This is a genomic window from Pseudomonas indica NBRC 103045, from assembly GCF_002091635.1.
Lineage (GTDB): Bacteria > Pseudomonadota > Gammaproteobacteria > Pseudomonadales > Pseudomonadaceae > Pseudomonas_M > Pseudomonas_M indica.
Map to the genome: position 1 here is coordinate 255,417 of NZ_BDAC01000003.1, position 19,694 is coordinate 275,110.

Genomic DNA, 19,694 nt, shown 5'->3' on the forward strand with positions numbered 1-19,694 from the left:
GGCTTACCGCTCCCCCTGGGCCTGCATGGCCTTGAACAGCCACTCGGCCCGCTCCCAGTCTTCCAGGGTGTCGATGTCCTGAACGCGATGGCGAGGTAGCAGAACCGGTACGGCATGTGTCCCGAACAGGATCTTGCCTTCCAACCAGGCATTGGCGCGTCCCCAGTAGAACTGGCCCGCATCGTGATAGGCCTCTTCGAGGTCCTGGGAGCGTGTGTTGAAATGCTCGGGATTGAACATTTCGACGCGGCCCGCCGACGTAATGCGGATTGCTCGCTGGATGGGGAAGGCATAACTGGTGACGGAGAAGGCGTAGTCGCAGTCGTTCCCGGCCAGCGCCTCCAGCCCCCTGCGGATGTTCTCGCCGGTCACGAAGGGCGCGGTGGCGTAGATGCAGCACACCTGCTCCGGGGCCTCGCCGTTGGCGATGAACCACTCCACTGCATGGCGAATGACCGGAACGGTTCCGGCGTAGTCGTCCGACAGTTCCGCCGGACGCATGAAGGGAACGTCCGCGCCGTACTGGCGGGCAACCTCGGCGATTTCCGCATCGTCGGTGGAGACGATCACCCGGTCGAAGCAGCCGCTCTCCAGGGCGGCCTCGATCGAGCGTGCGATCATCGGCTTGCCGCAGAATGGCTTGATGTTCTTGCGTGGGATGCGCTTGCTACCGCCGCGCGCGGGAATGACTGCCAGCCTCATGCGTCGATTGCCTTGTGCAGCGCGGCGATCACCTCATCCTGTTGCTGTTCCGTCATGGTTTGGAACATGGGCAGGCTGATGGCTTCGCGGTAGTAACGTTCGGCCTCGGGGAAGTCACCGGCCTGGAAGCCCATGCGCTGGTAGTACGGCTGGGTATGGACCGGGATGTAGTGGAGGTTGACGCCGATGCCCTGCTCGCGCAGCGATTCGAACACCTGACGGTGACTGCTGCACAGCTTCTCCAGTTGCAGACGGATCACGTAGAGATGCAGGCCGGAGTAGCTGTCCGGATGTTGCCAGGGCGTGGTGACCGGCAGCCCTGCCAGCAACTGGTCGTAGCGCCGGGCCAGTTCGTGACGACGGGCGACGTAGCGGTCGAGGCGCTCCAGTTGGGTCACGCCCAAAGCGGCCTGCAGCTCGGTCATCCGGTAGTTGAAGCCGAGGTCGATCTGCTGGTAGTACCAGGGGCCGTCCGATTCGTGGGTCATCTTCGACGGTTCGCGGGTGATCCCGTGGCTGCGCAGGAGTGCCATGCGCTCGGCCAGCGCGGCATCGTTGGTCAGCGCCATGCCGCCTTCGGCGGTGGTGATGATCTTCACCGGGTGGAAGCTGAAAACGGTGATGTCGCTGTAGCGGCAGTTACCGATGAACTCGCCCTGGTACTTACCCCCGATGGCATGGGAGGCGTCTTCGATGACGCGGAAGCCATAGCGCTTCGCCAGCGCATGGATGGCCTGCATGTCGCAAGGCTGGCCGCACAGGTGCACCGGCACCACCACCTTGGGCAGCGTGCCGTCGCGCTCGGCCTGCTGGAGTTTCGCCTCCAGCGCCTTCGGGCACAGGTTGTAGGTGCGCGGGTCGATGTCCACGAAGTCCACCTCGGCACCGCAGTACAGGCCGCAGTTGGCGGACGCGACGAAGGTGACCGGACTGGTCCAGAGCCGGTCGCCCGGCCCGAGCCCCAGCGCCAGGCAGGCGATGTGCAGGGCCGAGGTGGCGCTGTTCACCGCCAGCGCGTGTTCGGCCCCCACATGCCGGGCCACGCCTTGTTCGAAGCGCGGCACCATCGGGCCCTGGGTCAGGAAGTCGGATTGCAACACACCCACGACGGCATCGATGTCGGCCTGGGTGATGTCCTGGCGACCGTAGGGAATCATGGCTCAGATGCTCCCGATCTTTTCGCGGTTCTTGTCGATCCAGGCTTGCAGCTCTTCGTCGCTCATCCACTCGGTGTTGTTGTCGCTGGCGTAGACGAAGCCCTCCGGCACTTTCTTGCCGTCCTTGATGCGCTTCTCGCAGGACGACCAGTTGTTGATCACCGGCAGGATCTTGAAGTGCTCGGGGTACTCGTAGGTGTAGTAGGAATCTTCCGCGCTGATCATCTGCTCATGCAGCTTTTCGCCGGGGCGAATGCCGACGATCTCCTGGCGGGCTTCCGGTGCGACGACTCGGGCCAGATCGGTCACCTTCATGGAAGGGATTTTCTTCACATAGATCTCGCCGCCTTCCATGTCTTCGAAGGCATGCCAGACCAGCTCGACGCCCTCTTCCAGGGAAATCATGAAGCGGGTCATGCGCTCGTCGGTGATGGGCAGCACGCCTTTGTCCTTGATGGACATGAAGAACGGGATAACCGAGCCACGGGAGCCCATGACGTTACCGTAGCGCACCACGGCGAAGCGGGTGTCATGGCCGCCGGCATAGGAGTTGCCAGCCACGAAGAGCTTGTCGGAGGCCAGCTTGGTGGCACCGTAGAGGTTGACCGGGCTGCTCGCCTTGTCGGTGGACAGGGCGACGACACGCTTGACGCCCTTGTCGATGCAGGCATCGATCAGGTTCATGGCGCCCATGACGTTGGTCTTCACGCACTCGAACGGGTTGTACTCGGCGGTCGGTACGATCTTGGTGGCGGCGGCATGGACCACGTAGTCCACGCCATCCAGGGCACGGTAGAGACGCTCACGGTCGCGTACGTCACCGATGAAGAAGCGTACACGGTTGTCGCCCTGGAATTTCTTGGCCATCTCCCACTGCTTCATCTCGTCACGGGAATAGATGATCACGCGCCGCGGATTGTATCGGGCCAGGATCATAGGCACGAAGGTATGGCCGAACGAGCCGGTGCCGCCGGTGATGAGAATGGACTTGTCGTTGAACATGCAGCGGTTCCTCAGGTTGAAGCCTGTGTTTCAGGGCAGCAGTGACGATACTGCACTGGAGTCAGCCGGAAATAGGCCGTTGTCTTCCAGACGAGTATCAGAAAAAAGGCGACACTCAGGCCGAGCGGAACGGCAAGGTGGGGCCAGTGGATTGAAAAGAGCCAGGTCGCCGGAATGAAAACGACCAAGCTGGCGATATGGCTGTGGATCAGCGGTCGATCTCTTCCCTGTGCGTACAACGCATAGTGAGGAATCATGCCCAGGGCATAAAGAAAGATGGCCAGCAGGATCCAGGGGAACATTCCCTGCTGCTCGCGATAGAGCGGCTTGTCCAGCCAACTCAGCAGGGGATCGATCAGGACCAGCGCCACCAGGGCGAAACACAGTGAGAAGACAGTCGTCTGGATGAAAAAGCGCTTCACGCCCTGCCGGAAGGCGTCGGCGTCTCCCTTCTGGAACGCGCTGATCAGACCGGGATAGAGGAAGGCGAAGACCCCGGCGTCGAGGAAAGACATCATGGCGTTGCCGATGCCCATGAAAAGCACATAGGCGCCCAACACCTCCAAGCCTGACAGGGCCTCCAGCCAGTAACGATCGAGGGTGAATACGCCGCGTATCGCCAGCGTCGCCACCAGCATCGGCACCGCCACCTTGACGCCCTGGCGAATCCAGGACCAATCGACCCGCTTGCGCCAACCACCGATGCGTAACTGGCACAACCGGCCGGCGGCCAGGAGAAGCGCGGCAAGGCCGCCCAGCGTCCAGGCCAGCAACACGGTCTCTAGGTTGCGGGTCTCCGGTTCGAAGAACATCAGCGCCGTGGCGATCACCGCCCAGGCCCCCTGGCGGAGGAACAGCACCACGTTCGCCAACACGGGACGGGATATCGCGATCAGCAGCCGCATCAATTCCTGGTTCAGGTGTTCGAGGACGATCAGGCCGAAGAACCAGCCCGCCACCGGCCAAGGCAACGTCCCCGTTGCGAAGACCAGCGACAGCAACGGCACGAACAGCACATACAGAACTAACGTCAGTGCACCTTGGTCTTTAAGGAGTTCGCCCCATTCTTCACGGTCTCGCTTGAGTAATTCCCGGGTGGTGTAGGTGTAGAAGTCCAGCCCCAGCAGATACAGGGCATAGCCGATGGTCGCCGCCAGCAGACCATACAGCCCCAGCTCTGCCGGCTCGAGGAAGCGCGCCAGGAAGAAGATCAGCAGGAACTTGCTGGCCAACGTCGCACCGCGCAGTACGAGGTTGAACAGACGTGTCAGGGTGCGGACTGGCATGGGCTCTTGAGTATGTTTCCGGTTTTGTTCATCGCTGTGATCGGGATATAGCCTTTGCCTACCGTTACCAATCGCGAGCAAAGCTCGCTCCTGCGTTTAGATTCGAGCCCGTACCTGGGCACGCTACCGCCCCAGGATTTAGCGTCGGCTTTCCTGAGAACGATTCCTGAAATGACAAACCGCCCGGAGCGCCCATGCACTCCGGCAACGGCCGTTTATTCAATGCACACGAATACTCGCCAGCGGCAGGCTGATCTGCTGCTGGCGATTGAGCAGGTTCATGAGCAGTACGACGCGATCGTCGCCATCCATGGACAGGAAAATGGCGTCGAGTTCGGCGAAGCTGCCCTCCAGGATGCGTACCGCTTCGCCGGGTTGGAGCATCTTTTCGACGCTGGGTTCCGCGCGATGCTGCAATTGCGCTATCAAAGCGTCATCAACGATGATCGGCCGCCCGCCAAAGGAAACCACGCGATTGACGCCACGGGTCGAGCGCAAGGGAGACCAGTTGTCGTTCGAAGCCAGGTGGATGAAGAGGTAGCCGGGGAAAAGCGATTCGGTCGCCTCCTGCCGATGGCCGCGCACCAGCCGCTCCCGCCGACAATGAGGACGGTAGCAGGCGTACCCCTGGCGGGTCAGATGTTCCTCGGCACGTTCGTCCTGCCGAGGCTTGCACTGCACGAGGTACCAGGACTTGTCCCGGTACTGACTGGTCGCGCGGTCCGCAGTGCCATTCTTCATATCCGTATCACCTTGCCCCTGGCCAATGAACCGGGCCATGGTAGGGACTTTCCAATCGATCCACTGAAGCTACACCCGCGATCGCTGAGATCGCCCTTGGCACTCCACTTAATCCGGGGTGACGATGGTCACCGGCCGGTTCCGTTGTTCGTAGCGACTACGCAAAAGCTCTGCAAGCGCCCGCTTGGCCGATGCTTCGCCATGGACCAGGCGTATCTCGCCTGGCCACTCCCGCATGCGGGTTACGAAGTTCAGCAATCCGTGCCGGTCGGCGTGAGCCGAATAGCCACCGATGGTGGCGATACCGGCCCGAATAGTATGCCGCTCGCCATCCAGGTCCACATATCCGCCTTTCGGCCCATGGGTCTGGAGGGCATGCCCTGGCGTGCCTTTCGCCTGGTAACCGACGAAGAGCACGTTGTGGCGCTTATCGCCCAGCATCGCCTTGAGGTAATTGACGATACGGCCGCTGGAGCACATGCCGCTGCCGGCGATCACAATGGCCGGTCGCGCCGTATCGGCCAGGTGCCGCACCATCTGGAGGTGATCGGCATGCTCATCCACCGTGACCAACTGCTCAAATCCAAGTGGACGGCGGCCGCATTTTACACGTTGCAGCGCTTCTTGGTCCCAGAAAGACTGCAACTGGCGATAAACCGTCGTGAACCGGCTGGCCAAGGGCGAATCCAGAATGATCGGCAGCTCGGGCCAATCGACGCCCAGTTCTCCCTGGCCCCTGGAGCGGGGCGCGGTGGCGGCGCGCTGACGAGCCCGACGGAAGATGATGTCCTCCAGCTCGTAGAGCAGTTCCTGGGTACGACCGATGCTGAATGCGGGAATAAGCACCGTGCCGCGATCCGCCAGCGCCTGCTCGATCACCGCTTGCAAGCGTTGGCGCCGGGTGCGGCGGTCCTCATGCAGACGATCGCCATAGGTACTTTCCAATATCAGGATGTCAGCCCGGTACGGTGGTTTCGGCGCCGGCAAAAGAGGAGCATGCGGCGCGCCCAGGTCTCCGGAGAAGAGGATGCGCGTGCTACCCTGCCCAGGATACGTCAGGTCTATCTCGACATAAGCCGAACCAAGGATATGCCCTGCCCTCTGCAGCCTGACGCGGCAACGCAGCTCAGCCGTATCGACCAGGGTGAACCATGTCTTGTAGGGCAAGGCAATGATGCGCTGTTCGATCAGTTGCAGATAACGCTCGACCTTCGCCTGGTCGCGACTGACGCTGAGCTTGAAAGCATCCTCCAGCACAAGAGGCAGCAAGCGCGCCGATGGCTCGCTGCAGAGAATCGGTCCTTTGAAGCCTGCCGCCAGTAAATGAGGAATCCGTCCGACATGGTCGATGTGGACATGGGTGGCGACCAGCGCCTTGACGGTATCCAGCGGAAAGTCGATGGCCAGGTTGCCAGCTGCCGAGCGGCCCTCCGGAGAGGTTTCCGCGCCTTGGAACAGGCCGCAGTCGATCAACAGGCTATGGCTCGCGTCCATTCGCAACTGATGGCAGGAGCCGGTTACGCCCTGGGTAGCGCCATGGTGGTCGATGAGAGGAAATTGCATGATGGGTCAGTCCCTTAACATGGCAGGGTTCCCCATGAACCCCGCTGGGCAAAGCGGCCCCAGGGTGCCAGCCTTGTCCAGAGGTATCGTTGGAATGGATCAGAAAATCATCGCGAGATGGCGAAGGTATCGGGCTTGCGACGCACGATATTTCTGATGAGCGCAATGAAAACGCCCAACATGGCGCCCAATACGATCCCCAACGCCAGAATCAGTAATTTCTTCGGTTTTATCGGTTTAGACGGCTCCACAGCCGCCTGGTCGATATGGACCAGCTTCAGCTTGGAAACGTCCATGTCCAAAGCACGCAAACGCGCCGCCTCCTCGCGCCAGAGCGCCAGGTCCTTGAGGAAGAGATCGTCATTCTCGCGCTGCTTGAGGATTTCCACCTCGCGGTTGTTTTCCAGCAGCCGCAGTTCCTTGGCGATCTGGGCGATGCGCGGCTCGGTGAAATCGTCCGAACGCCGTTGCTGCAGGGCATCCCGTTCGGCTTCCAATGCCTCGCTACCCATGAAATAAAGCGGTATCTGCTGGTTGTTCACTTCGGTACGAATCACATTACCCTGCGCGGATCGCCCCTCATCACCCAGCGCAGAAGGCGTGGTGGGCTTGGCAATGCCTAGGGACTTGGCGATTCGAATCGCTTCGTTCAGCTGCATGATGCGGTCATCGCGGCGCGTCTTCAGCTGCTGCCGGAGTGCCCTGAGCTCGTCCTGGAGTTCCGCCCGCTTGAGTTCGTCCGCTTCCAGCAGCGCTGCGATCTTGGCTTGCTTGCTGGTTTCGTAGCTGGCACGGGCCGCCTCTATCTTTCGCTCCAGCTTGTCGAGGCGATTCTTGATCACTGCCTGCAGGTCGGCAGCAATGAGCTCACGCTCTCGCTGCAAGGCGAATTCCACAAGGCCGTTGACGATCGACACACCCTGAACATCTTCAGGGTAAGTCAGCCGGATACCGACATAGGGGGTCAGACTCGTCGCCTTCGGGTCCGGCAGCAGCATCTGGAAGGCTTCGTCATTGAACTTCTCGAAGGCTTGCTCGGGGGAACGAAGGGGCGTTTGCAGCGCCTCGAACAGCTCGGGATGGGCGCGGGAAAACTCCAGGCGAGTTTCGTACGAATCCAAAGCGGTTCCGACACGACGCAACGCTTCATCCGGAGTGAGCGGATAGACTTCCGTTCCGTTCAGCGCATCGAGGTCCTTGATGGCGGCCGGGCGCAGCAGGCTCTGTACCTGATATTCAGGGGTGGCGAGGAAGAAGGCATAGCTTCCTGCCAACAGAGCGGCGGCGACTGTGACCCCAACGATCAGCAGTTTCTGAGCCCACAGCGAGCGAAACAGCTCGGCCAGATCGATTTCGTCGTTCAGCGCAGGTTGAACGGGAAGGTGGGCAGAAATCGTATTCACAGAAAGGTCCATCTTTGGATAGCGTCAACAACAACCCTGACAGGGTAGACGACGATCCTTGGTGAATCCCGCTGTCGTCAGCCAATCAGACGGAGAGAGCTGAAGCTATACCCTCTCGAAACAGGGGGCATTTTGCCAGTCAGGAATGACAATACAAGACTTGACAGCCTGCCCAGCTATCAATTCCGAAAAAAATTCCAGTTTCTCCGTCACATTTTACACTGGTAGTTGGCGCTTGCTGCCAGGTTGGAAAACTCAGGAGCAAGCAGCCACACCCCATGCCGATCAGCGCTAAGCCGGCACCGCTGCGCCAGGCTCATTTCTACGCAAGAGGTTGTGCAACAGGGCCACGAAAAGCCCCAGTATGCCGCCGATCACCACTCCCAAGACCAACACCAGAGCCCGCTTCGGCTTCACTCTGGAAAGAGGCTCCAAGGCCATTTGGTCGACCCTGACAAGTTGCAAGCCGGATGCGTCGAACTTGATACCTTTCAATCGGGCAGCCTCCTCTCGCCAGAGAGCCAGGTCCTTCAGGTAAAGGTCTTCATCCTGCCGCTGCTTGAGCAACTCGACCTGCCGGTTGTGCTTCAGCAACTCCAGCTCTTTCTTGATTTCGGCGATCCGAGGCTCGACGAAATCATCCGAACCTCGCTCACTCAGGGCCTTTCGCTCAGCCTGGAGCGCTTCAGTCCCCATGAAGTACAGAGGGATTTCACGGCTAGTGACCTCGGTCCGCACGACTTGTCCCCGGGATTGGGCATCGGACATGGCCGATGGCGTAGTGGGTTTGGTTATGCCGAGCGACTGAGCAATACGAATCGCCTCATCCAGCTCGCTGATACGGCTCTCGCGACGCATCTTGAGCTCACCTCGCAAGGCTTCCAGCTCATCCTGCAATTTGGCACGTTGCAACGCGTCCTCTTCGAGCAGCGTAGCGATCTGAGCCTCTTTGGAGGCATTGTAATTGGCCCTGGCGGCCTCGATCTTCTGTTCCAGATTGGCCAGACGGTTGGCAATCAAAGCTTTCAGGTCTTCGGCAACCGCTTGCTGCTCGGCCCGTATCGCAGCCATTACCATCCCATTGACTACCGCCACACCATCGACGCCCTTGGGATAGACGAGCGACAAACCGACGTATTCTTTCAGGCCACCCGCCTTCTTCGGATCGGGTTGCAGCATGGTGAACGCTTGCGCATTGAATTCTTCGAAAACCTGCTCCAGCGAGCGTCCCGGTTCGGCCAGCGGAGCAAACAGCGCCTGGTTCTCGCGAAAGTATTTGAGTCGATTTTCATAGGAGGAAAGCGCTGCCGCTACCCTCGCCAAGGCATCGGATGGGGTGAGCTCATAGATTTCGGTACCGTTCAGCGCATCCAGCGCACCTTGGTCCACCGGCCTTACCACGCTCTGAACCTTGTAATAAGGCGTCGCAAGAAAGGCATATGCCGCGGCCAACAACGTAACGCCCAAGGCTACGCCAGCGATGAGCAATTTTTGTTGCCAGAGAGACCGTATCAGTTCGGCCAGATCGATTTCATCTTCACGCAAGGAGTACTGCTGTCGGTCAGACATTCTTTTCAGGTCACCTTCTCAGGGATCACTCGGAACACCAGCGAGTCCAGCTCACCATTACAAGAGGTGCTATGACTCCTCGTCCGCCGGTTCGTTCAACAGGTTCCCTCCAGAATAGCCCCTCCCTTCAGTACAACGGCTTGACTACCCCCCAGCCATGGCAGGCGGGGCATTGCCAATGCAGCAGCTTGCCCGCGAACCCACAGCGCTCACAGCGGTAGCGAAAATCTACGAGCAAAAGCTTATCGAGCGCCCCCTCGATGTCTTCCATAGCGACTTTCCCCGAGTCGCCGCAGATTTGGCAGAGCTCCACCCAGCCCTTTAGCGCGAGCAAGGAAGGATACGCACGAAGATGCTCCTGGACGAAACGAAGCGCCTCAGAGGTAGAACGCTGGGCGATCTGGCGCGCGAGAACTAGAACGGCTGCGGTTACGGGTAGCCCACGGCCTTCCCCGATCACAGCCCGGAGAGCACCCTCAAGGTCCGCACCACTCCTCCCCGCCGCCTCGAGGACATCATTCCCCACACTTCCCACGAGAGCCGGCTGAAGCCTGCAAGCCTGGATCAGCGCCGAAAAAGCGTCGGCATGACGCTCCGCCCTTGAAAACAACTTGGCCTGCAATAGAAAAGCGCGCAGACAGCTCGAATCGGCCTGTAGCGCCTGCTCCAGATAGCCGAGCGCGTCCTTCGGGCGACCGTGACGCGTGTCCTGCTCGGCCAACTCACAGAAATAATGAGCCAGGACCGAACGGTAATAACTGTCTTCCGCAATCAGGCGCTCACAGACCTCTACCGCCTTTGACCATTCGTGCTCCTGCTCGTATATCCGTAACAGCCCTTTCAGCGCGGCAAGCCTGACCGCCTTCTCCTCTGCCAGCTCAAGAAATAACGTCTCGGCACGTGAAAGCACGCCAGCCGCCAGAAAATCCCGGCCCAGCTCCAGATGCACCTGAAAGGACTGCGCATTGGTGAGCTGCCGGTTCGCCAGCATGCCCTCATGCAATTGAATGGCTTTGTCGACCTCGCCGCGCTTGCGTAACAGCCGACCCACGGCCAGATGCGCATCAAGCGTACTGTCATTGATTTCAAGGGCGCGAATGAATCGCTGGAGCGCTTCGTCCGACTGCTCGTCCAACAGCGGAACGTAGGGATAGGAGGGAATGGGCTTAACGGAGCCGTGGGAACGAGCAGACCAGGAGATACCCGAACGTCCCAGTCCCCAGCCGATCGCCAGCGCGAGGAAGAAAAGGATCAGCCAGAAGAGACTATCAATCAAAGCCGGGCCGGAGCCTGTGCGCTATCGAGATCGGCCAAGCGCCGGCGGCAAGCGTCCAACTCGCGCTGCTGCGATGCGACTTTCAGCCGAAGACGGCCATAGAAGAACCAGCCGATGAGCGGACCAATCAGCATCCCGACCAAGAACGCAGCGGCCATGTAACCGGCAACCGGCAATGCCGGCATCGGCCAGCCGAAAATGACCAGGTCGACAGGCGCCTGGTTCTCCAGCACGAATACCAGAACGGCAACCGCCAGAATGACGCAGCCAGCCAGAACCAAGAAACGCTTGAGGGTTTTCACCGTGTAATCCTTTTTTCCAACGGAGGAGGAAGTCCGGTCGGACCTCACTCCTCGTTCACCCGGTCACGCAATTCCTTGCCCGGCTTGAAATGCGGGACGTACTTGCCATCGAGCCGCACCGATTGACCGGTCTTAGGATTACGCCCCACCCGTGGCGCACGGTAGTGCAGTGAAAAGCTGCCGAAGCCGCGAATCTCGATGCGATCGCCTGTCGCCAATGCCTGGGACATTTGCTCCAGCATGGTCTTGATGGCCAGCTCGACATCCTTCGATGACAGCAGCCCCTGATGGGAAACGATGCGTTCGATCAACTCCGACTTGGTCATGGTTTTCCCTTCTTTTTCAAGCGGCTAGATCACTAGTAGGGTGGTTTTAGCATGCTCGCCAGAGTTTGAACAGTCTCATTGTCAAGAGGCGGCAAACAGAGGGAACCGAGCGGTCGGAAGGATGGAGCGTAAGGCCACGGCTGCTCTGCGCTACAGCAGACTCAGCCTTTTTTTGGCAGGCATGAAAAAGGGCGACCGAAGTCGCCCTTTTTCCGAAGCATCGAGGGGATTAGCCCTGATTCTCCATTTGTGCACGGATCAGGTCACCAATGGTGGTCGGGCCGGTGCTCTCGGTTTCCTGCTTGCGCAGTTCCTTGATCGCATCCTTCTCGTCGTCCACGTCCTTCGACTTGACGGACAGGCTGATCACGCGGCTCTTGCGGTCGATGCTGATGATCTTGGCTTCGACTTCGTCGCCTTCCTTCAGCACGTTACGCGCATCTTCCACGCGGTCGCGGCTGATTTCGGAGGCCTTCAGGATGCCTTCGATATCGCTGCCCAGATCGATCACAGCGCCTTTGGCGTCGACTTCCTTGACGGTACCGCGAACGATGCTGCCCTTCTCGTTGAGCGAGGCGTAGTTGGAGAACGGATCGTCTTCCAGCTGCTTGATGCCCAGGGAGATGCGCTCACGCTCCGGATCGACCGACAGAATGACGGTTTCCAGCTCGTCGCCCTTCTTGAAGCGACGTACGGCTTCTTCACCCGGCTCGTTCCAGGAGATGTCGGACAGGTGAACCAGACCGTCGATGCCGCCGTCCAGACCGATGAAGATACCGAAATCGGTGATCGACTTGATGGTGCCGGAGATACGGTCGCCCTTGTTGAACTGGCTGGAGAAGTCTTCCCACGGGTTGGACTTGCACTGCTTGATGCCCAGGGAGATACGACGACGCTCCTCGTCGATGTCCAGAACCATGACTTCCACTTCGTCGCCGACCTGAACGACCTTGGACGGGTGGATGTTCTTGTTGGTCCAGTCCATTTCGGAAACGTGCACCAGGCCTTCCACGCCCTCTTCCAGCTCGGCGAAGCAGCCGTAGTCGGTGAGGTTGGTGACGCGGGCCATGACACGGGTGCCTTCCGGATAACGGGCCTTGATGGCGACCCACGGATCTTCGCCCAGCTGCTTCAGACCCAGGGAGACGCGGTTGCGCTCGCGGTCGAACTTCAGGACCTTGACGTCGATCTCGTCGCCAACGTTGACGATTTCGGACGGATGCTTGATGCGCTTCCAGGCCATGTCGGTAATGTGCAGCAGGCCGTCTACGCCGCCCAGGTCAACGAACGCACCGTAGTCGGTGAGGTTCTTGACGATACCTTTGACCTGCTGGCCTTCCTGCAGGGATTCCAGCAGGGCTTCGCGCTCGGCACTGTTCTCGGCTTCCAGCACGCTGCGGCGGGAAACGACGACGTTGTTGCGCTTCTGGTCGAGCTTGATGACCTTGAACTCGAGCTCTTTGCCTTCCAGGTGAGCGGTGTCGCGCACCGGACGGACGTCGACCAGGGAACCCGGCAGGAACGCGCGGATACCGTTGATGTCGACGGTGAAGCCGCCCTTGACCTTGCCGTTGATGATGCCCTTGACCACTTCTTCGGCGGAGAAAGCCGCTTCCAGAACAATCCAGGATTCCGCGCGCTTGGCTTTTTCGCGGGACAGCTTGGTTTCACCGAAGCCGTCTTCAACCGCGTCCAGAGCGACGTGGACCTCGTCACCCACCTTGATGGTCAGCTCGCCCTGTTCGTTGTAGAACTGCTCGACCGGGATGACGCCCTCGGACTTGAGGCCGGCATGCACGGTGACCCAGTCACCGTCGATGTCGACCACGATGCCGGTGATGATGGCACCCGGCTGCATGTCGAGGGATTTCAGGCTTTCTTCAAAAAGTTCTGCAAAGCTTTCGCTCATGTTGGTTCCTGTGTGATCAAGGGCGAAGAATCTCGCCCAAAGCCACATTCCAGACAATGTGGGTTCGTTCATGTAAAAAGAGGCCTGCGGGACTTGGACTGGTCTCCCGCACGCCTCCTTGTTGGCCACTTGGCCCCTGGCTCACCCGGCGAGGTCGCGATTGGCGACTTCGCTCAGAATACGCTCCAGTACCTGCTCGATGGAGAGCTCCGTGGAATCCAGCTGTATGGCGTCAGACGCCGGTTTGAGCGGGGCGACCACTCGCTGGGTATCGCGCTCGTCGCGCGCCCGAATCTCTTCTAGCAGACTACTCAGACTAACATCATCCCCCTTTTCCTTCAACTGCAGATAGCGCCGGCGTGCGCGTTCTTCTGCACTGGCGGTCAGGAAAATCTTCAAGGGTGCGTCGGGGAACACCACGGTTCCCATGTCCCGGCCATCGGCCACCAGACCGGGAGCCTCGAGAAAGGCGCGCTGGCGCTGCAGCAGGGCCTCGCGCACCGCCGGCAGGGACGCCACCTGGGAGGCCCCGGCGCCGACCTGCTCGTTGCGAATGACGTCGGTCACTTCTTCGCCTTCGAGGATGATGCGCTGGCCGTGACCCTCCGACGCCGCGACGAATTGTACGTCCAGATGCGCAGCCAGAACTTTCAGGGCCTCCTCGTTGGTAAGGTCAACGCCATGGTTACGCGCGGCGAAGGCCAGCAGACGATAGAGCGCACCGGAGTCCAGCAGGCTCCAGCCCAGTTTCCTGGCGAGCAGGCCGGCGATCGTACCTTTGCCCGAACCGCTGGGACCATCGATGGCGATTACCGGCACCCGCGCGATCATGACTTGCCCTCCTCGTTTACGCGAATGCCCGCCTGGGCCGCCAGGCCGAGGAAGTTCGGGAACGACGTGGCAACGTTGGCGCAGTCATGGATGCGGATCGGTGCACTGGCGCGCAGCGACGCCACGCTGAACGACATGGCGATACGGTGGTCGCCGTGGCTGTGCACTTCGCCCCCGCCAATCGGCCCGCCTTCGATGATGATGCCGTCCGGTGTCGGCTCGGCCTTGACGCCAAGCGCCTGCAGGCCGTCGGCCATGACCTGGATACGATCGGATTCCTTGACCCGCAGCTCCTCCGCGCCACGCAGCACGGTGCGGCCCTCGGCGCAGGCGGCCGCGACGAAAAGCACCGGGAATTCGTCGATCGCCAGCGGGACCAGGCTTTCCGGGATGTCGATGCCTTTGAGCCTGGCCGAACGCACACGAATGTCGGCCACCGGCTCGCCGCCGACCTCACGCTGGTTCTCCAGACTGATATCGCCCCCCATCAAGCGAAGGATCTCAATGACGCCGATACGGGTCGGGTTGATGCCGACATGCTCGAGCACCAGCTCGGAGCCCTCCGCAATGCTGGCGGCGACAAGGAAGAACGCTGCCGAGGAGATGTCCGCCGGCACTTCGATGTGAGTCGCGCTCAGCTTATGCCCGGACTCGACGCGTGCGGTGGCACCCTCGACGCTCACCGGATAGCCGAAGCCTCGCAGCATGCGCTCGGTGTGGTCGCGGGTCGGCGCCGGCTCGGTCACCGCAGTCTCGCCGCCGGCATACAAGCCGGCAAGCAACAGACAGGACTTCACCTGAGCGCTGGCCATCGGCATTTCGTAATGCATGCCGGTCAGACGTTGGCCACCGCGAATGGTCAGCGGCGGGCGCCCTTCCGGGCCGGTCTCGATTACCGCTCCCATGGCACGCAGCGGCTTGGCGACGCGGTTCATCGGGCGCTTGGACAGCGAAGCGTCGCCGGTCAGCACGGTATCGAACGGCTGGGCTGCCAACAGGCCGGACAGCAAACGCATGGAAGTACCCGAGTTGCCCAGGTACAGCGGACCGGGCGGCGGCTTCAGGCCATGCAGACCGACGCCGTGAATGGTCACGCGGCCATGATGCGGGCCTTCGATCACCACGCCCATGTCGCGGAATGCCTGCAGGGTCGCCAGGGCGTCCTCGCCCTCGAGGAAGCCTTCCACCTCGGTGGTGCCTTCAGCCAGGGAGCCGAGCATGATGGAGCGATGGGAAATGGACTTGTCGCCCGGTACGCGAATACGGCCGGACAGCTGGCCACCGGGATTGGCGAGGAAGATCAGATCGTTATTCGAATTCATGGCATCCACGTAGGCCCTACGGGCCAAGATTTTACTGAAATGCTCGCGGGCAACGCGGGCGCGGGTGAACACGCCCAGCAATTGATGCCCGTCCCCAGCGTCGACCGCCGCACGCAAGGCGTCGAGGTCGCCGCGAAAATCGTCCAATGTCCGCAGCACCGCCTCGCGGTTGGCGAGGAAGATGTCGTGCCACATCACCGGGTCGCTACCGGCAATCCGGGTGAAGTCCCGGAAACCGCCCGCCGCATAGCGGAATATCTCCAGGTTTTCGTTGCGCTTGGCCAGCGAATCCACCAGTGTGAAAGCCAACAGGTGCGGCAGGTGGCTGGTCGCAGCGAGAACTGCATCATGGTGGCCTACCTCCATGTGCTCGACATCCGCCCCCAGTTCGCGCCAGAGCCTGTCCACCAAGGCCAGCGCATCGGCATCGGTCGAGGCCAGCGGTGTGAGAATCACCTTATGGCGCTGGAACAGGTTGCTCTTGGCAGCCTCCACGCCGCTCTGTTCGGAACCTGCAATGGGGTGCCCGGGCACGAAGCGCGCCGGCATGCCGCCGAAGGACTGTTGCGCCGCTCGCACCACATTGCCCTTGGCGCTGCCGACATCCGTCAGCACGGCATTCCCCAGCTCCAGCCCGGCCAACTGGGCCAGCAGCTTCTCCATGGCCAGAATAGGCACCGCCAGCTGAATCACATCCGCGCCCTGACAGGCGGCAGCCAGCTCCGTTTCGCAGCGATCCACCACGCCCAGCTCCACCGCCAGGCGTCTGGATTCCGGATCGAGATCCACACCAATCACTTCGCGGAACAGCCCTTTTCCCCGCAATCCCTTGGCGAAGGAGCCGCCAATCAGGCCCAGCCCCACCACCACCAGGCGGCCGAGAATAGGGGCCGCCTGTTGCAGCGGCATGACATCAGGCACGGTCGAGCACCTTGCTCAGCGCGTCGAGGAAACGCTGGTTCTCTTCGGGCAGGCCAATGGATACACGAAGATAGGTGGGCATGCCGTAGCCACCCACCGGCCGGACGATCACCCCTTCGCGGAGCAACGCCTGGTACAACGGCGCGGCATCCCGCCCCATGTTCACGGCGATGAAGTTGCCCTTGGAGGGAATCCAGTCCAGCCCCAGCTTACGGAAGCCTTCCTCCAGTTGAGCCATGCCGGCATCGTTGAGACGGCGGCTTTCGGCGAGATAGGTAGCATCATCCAGTGCCGCGCACGCAGCAGCCAACGCCAGACTGTTGACATTGAACGGCTGGCGTACGCGATTCAGCACGTCGGCGATCTCAGCCGAAGAGATGCCATAGCCGACGCGGAGCGCAGCCAGGCCATAGGCCTTGGAGAAGGTCCGGGAGACCAGCAGGTTGGCGTGCCGGGAGAGATATTCCAGCCCGTCCGGCAGCTCATCGCCCTCGGCATACTCGATGTAGGCCTCGTCCAGCACCACCAGAACATGCTCAGGCACTCGCGCCAGGAAGTCAGCCAGCACCTGCGCGCCGAACCAGGTGCCCGTCGGGTTGTTCGGGTTCGCAACGAAGACGACGCGGGTATCGTCGTCGATGGCAGCCAGCATGGCGTCGAGATCATGCCCCCAATCCTTGGCCGGTACGACCTTGCCCTGGGCGCCGACGGCCTGGGTAGCGATCGGGTAGACGGCGAACGCATGCTCACTGAACACCGCATTGAGACCGGGCGCCAGATAGGCACGCGCCACCAGCTCGAGAATATCGTTGGAGCCGTTGCCCAGTGTCACCTGGGTCGGCGCGACGCCGCAGCGTTCGGCGAGCTTGCGCTTGAGTTCGAAACCGTTGCCATCGGGGTAGCGGGTCAGCTCGGCGAGTTCGGCACGAATGGCTTCCAGCGCCTTCGGGCTTGGTCCAAGGGGATTCTCGTTGCTGGCGAGTTTGACGATCTTCGTTGGGTCCAGATCCAGTTCCCGGGCCAACTCGTCCACCGGCTTGCCCGGTACGTAGGGGGACAGCTTTTGCACCCCTGGCTGGGCCAGGGTCAGAAAGTCGCAACTCATAGCAAGGCCTCGAGCTTCAAGCGGCAAGCTGCAAGAAAAAGCCGGGGACGGGTCCGCTTGTGGCTTGAAGCTTGTAGCTTGCGGCTGCCTTTAAAGTACCGCTTTGGGATAGGAGCCCAGCACTTTCAGCGCCACGGCTTCCTGGTTGATCTTTTCCAGTACGTCCTTGATCAGCGGGTCCTTGTGGTGGCCGACGAAATCGATGAAGAAGACGTAGGTCCACTTGCCGCTGCGGGACGGGCGGGTCTCGATGCGGGTCAGGTCGATGCCATTGTTGTGGAACGGCACCAGCAACTCATGCAGCGCCCCCGGCTTGTTGCGCATGGAGACGATGATGGAGGTCTTGTCGTCGCCGGTCGGCGGCACTTCCTGGCTGCCGATGATGAGGAAGCGCGTGGAGTTGTCGGGACGATCCTCGATCTTCTCGGCCAGCTTGGTCAACCCGTACAGGCTCGCCGCCATGTCGCCGGCAATCGCCGCCGAGTTCCACTCGCTCTTCACCCGTTTGGCCGCATCGGCATTGCTCGACACGGCCACCCGCTCGACGTTGGGGTAATGCGCGTCCAGCCATTTGCGGCACTGGGCCAAGGACTGGGCATGGGAGTAGATGCGGGTGATGCGATCGGTCTTGGTCGTCTCGCCCACCAGCAAGTGATGGTGAATCCGCAGCTCGACTTCGCCACAGATCACCATGTCGTGTTCGAGGAAGCTGTCCAGGGTGTGGTTGATGGCGCCCTCGGTGGAGTTCTCCACCGGCACCACGCCGAAGTTCACCGCGCCGGCCGCAACCTCACGGAACACTTCGTCGATCGCCGCCATCGGCACGCTGATGACCGCATGACCGAAGTGCTTCAGCGCCGCAGCCTGGGAGAAGGTGCCTTCCGGACCGAGGTAGGCGACCTTGAGCGGCTGCTCGAGCGCCAGGCAGGAGGACATGATTTCGCGGAACAACCGCGCCATTTCCTCGTTGTCCAGCGGCCCCTGGTTGCGCTCCATGATGTGCTTGAGCACCCAGGCCTCACGCTCGGGACGGTAGAACACCGGCTTCTCGCCTTCGGGCAGCGACTGCATCTTCACCCGCGCCACGTCCTGGGCGCAGCGCGCACGCTCGCTGATCAGCTCGAGGATTTTTTCATCGAGGCTGTCGATACGCAGGCGCAGTGCATTGAGCTGGTCTTTCTCGCTCATCAGCCGTGCTCCTTCTCGAACTCCGCCATGTACGCCACCAGGGTCTCCACTGCATCGAGACCCACGGCGTTATAGATGGAGGCACGCATGCCGCCCACCGAGCGGTGGCCCTTCAGGTTCAGCAGGCCACGGGCGTCCGCGCCGGCGAGGAAGGGCTTGTCCAGGCGCTCGTCGGCCAGACGGAACGGTACGTTCATCCAGGAACGGGCATTGGCGGCAATGGGGTTGGTGTACAGCTCGCTGCGGTCGATGAAGCCGTACAACAGCTCCTTCTTCGCGCGGTTGCGTTTTTCCATCGCCTCGACGCCGCCCTGCTCCTTCAGCCACTCGAAGACGAGGCCGGAGAGATACCAGGAGAAGGTCGCCGGCGTGTTGTACATCGAACCGTTATCAGCGGCGATCTTGTAGTTGAGCATGGTCGGGCAGATCGACCGGGCACGGCCGAGCAGGTCTTCGCGAACGATGACCACCACCAGGCCGGACGGGCCGATGTTCTTCTGCGCGCCAGCGTAGATCAGGCCGAAACGGGAAACGTCCAGCGGACGGGAGAGGATGTCGGAGGACATGTCCACCACCAGCGGAGCGTCGCCGACCTCGGGAATCCAGTCGAACTGCAAGCCACCGATGGTTTCGTTGGAGGCGTAGTGCAGGTAGGCGGCATCCTTGCTGAGCTGCCACTCGTTCTGGCCGGGGATGGCGAAGTAGTCGTAAGGCTTGGCGCTCGCGGCGACGTTGACATTGCCAAAGCGGCGCGCCTCTTCGATGCTCTTGCGCGACCAGATGCCGGTGTCGATATAGTCAGCCACGCCGTCTTCCGGCAGCAGGTTCAGGGGAATCTCGGCGAACTGTTGGCTGGCGCCGCCCTGGAGAAAGAGCACCTTGTAGTTCGACGGAATGGTCAGCAGATCGCGCAGGTCCTGTTCGGCCTTCTCGGCGATGGCCACGTACTCGTCGCTACGGTGGCTCATCTCCATGACCGACAGACCCTTGCCCTGCCAGTCGAGGAGTTCCGCCTGGGCACGCTGCAGGACGGCTTCGGGAAGCGCGGCCGGGCCAGCGCAGAAGTTATAGGCGCGTTTGCTCACTGCTCT

Annotated in this window: 17 protein-coding genes; all 17 read right to left on the reverse strand. The window is 61.2% G+C overall.

Annotated features, from left to right (window positions below):
- Positions 1-3: 3 nt before the first annotated feature.
- The 17 genes from pseF to serC all read right to left on the reverse strand — a co-directional run bounded on the left by pseF (position 4) and on the right by serC (position 19,688).
- On the reverse strand, positions 4-702 hold the full coding sequence (gene pseF, locus PIN01S_RS05840; protein WP_084334309.1) for a pseudaminic acid cytidylyltransferase: 699 nt from the start codon (positions 700-702) through the stop codon (positions 4-6).
- A complete protein-coding gene (gene pseC / locus PIN01S_RS05845) occupies positions 699-1,859 on the reverse strand; it encodes a UDP-4-amino-4,6-dideoxy-N-acetyl-beta-L-altrosamine transaminase (RefSeq protein WP_084334310.1) in 1,161 nt (386 codons plus the stop codon). Before pseC ends, pseF begins: the two co-directional genes overlap by 4 nt.
- A gap of 3 nt (positions 1,860-1,862) precedes the next feature.
- Positions 1,863-2,861 (reverse strand): UDP-N-acetylglucosamine 4,6-dehydratase (inverting), encoded by a 999-nt coding sequence (gene pseB / locus PIN01S_RS05850; protein ID WP_084334311.1) that lies wholly within the window; start codon positions 2,859-2,861, stop codon positions 1,863-1,865.
- 11 nt (positions 2,862-2,872) lie between these two features.
- Complete coding sequence (locus PIN01S_RS05855) at positions 2,873-4,228, reverse strand: lipopolysaccharide biosynthesis protein (RefSeq protein ID WP_244505953.1); 1,356 nt, start codon at positions 4,226-4,228, stop codon at positions 2,873-2,875.
- Positions 4,229-4,366: 138 nt separating this feature from the next.
- A complete protein-coding gene (gene rfaH / locus PIN01S_RS05860; protein ID WP_170837184.1) occupies positions 4,367-4,888 on the reverse strand; it encodes a transcription/translation regulatory transformer protein RfaH in 522 nt (173 codons plus the stop codon).
- A 108-nt stretch (positions 4,889-4,996) separates the two neighbouring features.
- Positions 4,997-6,451 carry an MBL fold metallo-hydrolase RNA specificity domain-containing protein gene (locus PIN01S_RS05865; protein ID WP_084334313.1) on the reverse strand — a complete coding sequence of 485 codons (1,455 nt, stop codon included), beginning with the start codon at positions 6,449-6,451 and terminating at the stop codon, positions 4,997-4,999.
- A gap of 107 nt (positions 6,452-6,558) precedes the next feature.
- Entirely contained in the window at positions 6,559-7,854 is a 1,296-nt protein-coding gene (locus PIN01S_RS05870) for a Wzz/FepE/Etk N-terminal domain-containing protein (protein WP_244505952.1), read from the reverse strand.
- A gap of 291 nt (positions 7,855-8,145) precedes the next feature.
- Positions 8,146-9,399, reverse strand: a complete 1,254-nt coding sequence (locus PIN01S_RS05875) for a Wzz/FepE/Etk N-terminal domain-containing protein (protein WP_342029043.1) — start codon at positions 9,397-9,399, stop codon at positions 8,146-8,148.
- Positions 9,400-9,550: 151 nt separating this feature from the next.
- Entirely contained in the window at positions 9,551-10,699 is a 1,149-nt protein-coding gene (locus tag PIN01S_RS05880) for a tetratricopeptide repeat protein (RefSeq protein WP_084334317.1), read from the reverse strand.
- Positions 10,696-11,001, reverse strand: a complete 306-nt coding sequence (locus PIN01S_RS05885; RefSeq protein ID WP_084334319.1) for a lipopolysaccharide assembly protein LapA domain-containing protein — start codon at positions 10,999-11,001, stop codon at positions 10,696-10,698. The genes PIN01S_RS05880 and PIN01S_RS05885 overlap by 4 nt, the downstream gene beginning before the upstream one ends.
- A gap of 44 nt (positions 11,002-11,045) precedes the next feature.
- Complete coding sequence (gene ihfB / locus PIN01S_RS05890) at positions 11,046-11,327, reverse strand: integration host factor subunit beta (RefSeq protein WP_084334321.1); 282 nt, start codon at positions 11,325-11,327, stop codon at positions 11,046-11,048.
- 229 nt (positions 11,328-11,556) lie between these two features.
- A complete protein-coding gene (gene rpsA / locus PIN01S_RS05895; RefSeq protein WP_084334323.1) occupies positions 11,557-13,236 on the reverse strand; it encodes a 30S ribosomal protein S1 in 1,680 nt (559 codons plus the stop codon).
- Positions 13,237-13,377: 141 nt separating this feature from the next.
- The gene (gene cmk / locus PIN01S_RS05900; protein WP_084334325.1) at positions 13,378-14,067 is read right to left on the reverse strand and encodes a (d)CMP kinase; all 690 of its coding nucleotides are present in this window, start codon (positions 14,065-14,067) and stop codon (positions 13,378-13,380) included.
- The gene (locus PIN01S_RS05905) at positions 14,064-16,310 is read right to left on the reverse strand and encodes a bifunctional prephenate dehydrogenase/3-phosphoshikimate 1-carboxyvinyltransferase (RefSeq protein ID WP_084334327.1); all 2,247 of its coding nucleotides are present in this window, start codon (positions 16,308-16,310) and stop codon (positions 14,064-14,066) included. The genes cmk and PIN01S_RS05905 overlap by 4 nt, the downstream gene beginning before the upstream one ends.
- Positions 16,303-17,415, reverse strand: coding sequence for a histidinol-phosphate transaminase (gene hisC / locus PIN01S_RS05910; protein ID WP_084334328.1), 1,113 nt, complete (start codon positions 17,413-17,415; stop codon positions 16,303-16,305). Before hisC ends, PIN01S_RS05905 begins: the two co-directional genes overlap by 8 nt.
- A gap of 90 nt (positions 17,416-17,505) precedes the next feature.
- Entirely contained in the window at positions 17,506-18,603 is a 1,098-nt protein-coding gene (pheA, locus tag PIN01S_RS05915; protein ID WP_084334330.1) for a prephenate dehydratase, read from the reverse strand.
- The gene (gene serC / locus PIN01S_RS05920) at positions 18,603-19,688 is read right to left on the reverse strand and encodes a 3-phosphoserine/phosphohydroxythreonine transaminase (protein WP_084334332.1); all 1,086 of its coding nucleotides are present in this window, start codon (positions 19,686-19,688) and stop codon (positions 18,603-18,605) included. The genes pheA and serC overlap by 1 nt, the downstream gene beginning before the upstream one ends.
- Positions 19,689-19,694 lie beyond the last annotated feature (6 nt).

What these genes read in the sequence shown, in the direction of transcription:
- pseF (WP_084334309.1), bottom strand. Translation starts at nt 702, where the DNA reads ATGAGGCTGGCAGTCATTCCCGCGCGCGGCGGTAGCAAGCGCATCCCA.
- pseC (WP_084334310.1), bottom strand. Translation starts at nt 1,859, where the DNA reads ATGATTCCCTACGGTCGCCAGGACATCACCCAGGCCGACATCGATGCC.
- pseB (WP_084334311.1), bottom strand. Translation starts at nt 2,861, where the DNA reads ATGTTCAACGACAAGTCCATTCTCATCACCGGCGGCACCGGCTCGTTC.
- rfaH (WP_170837184.1), bottom strand. Translation starts at nt 4,888, where the DNA reads ATGAAGAATGGCACTGCGGACCGCGCGACCAGTCAGTACCGGGACAAG.
- PIN01S_RS05865 (WP_084334313.1), bottom strand. Translation starts at nt 6,451, where the DNA reads ATGCAATTTCCTCTCATCGACCACCATGGCGCTACCCAGGGCGTAACC.
- ihfB (WP_084334321.1), bottom strand. Translation starts at nt 11,327, where the DNA reads ATGACCAAGTCGGAGTTGATCGAACGCATCGTTTCCCATCAGGGGCTG.
- rpsA (WP_084334323.1), bottom strand. Translation starts at nt 13,236, where the DNA reads ATGAGCGAAAGCTTTGCAGAACTTTTTGAAGAAAGCCTGAAATCCCTC.
- cmk (WP_084334325.1), bottom strand. Translation starts at nt 14,067, where the DNA reads ATGATCGCGCGGGTGCCGGTAATCGCCATCGATGGTCCCAGCGGTTCG.
- hisC (WP_084334328.1), bottom strand. Translation starts at nt 17,415, where the DNA reads ATGAGTTGCGACTTTCTGACCCTGGCCCAGCCAGGGGTGCAAAAGCTG.
- pheA (WP_084334330.1), bottom strand. Translation starts at nt 18,603, where the DNA reads ATGAGCGAGAAAGACCAGCTCAATGCACTGCGCCTGCGTATCGACAGC.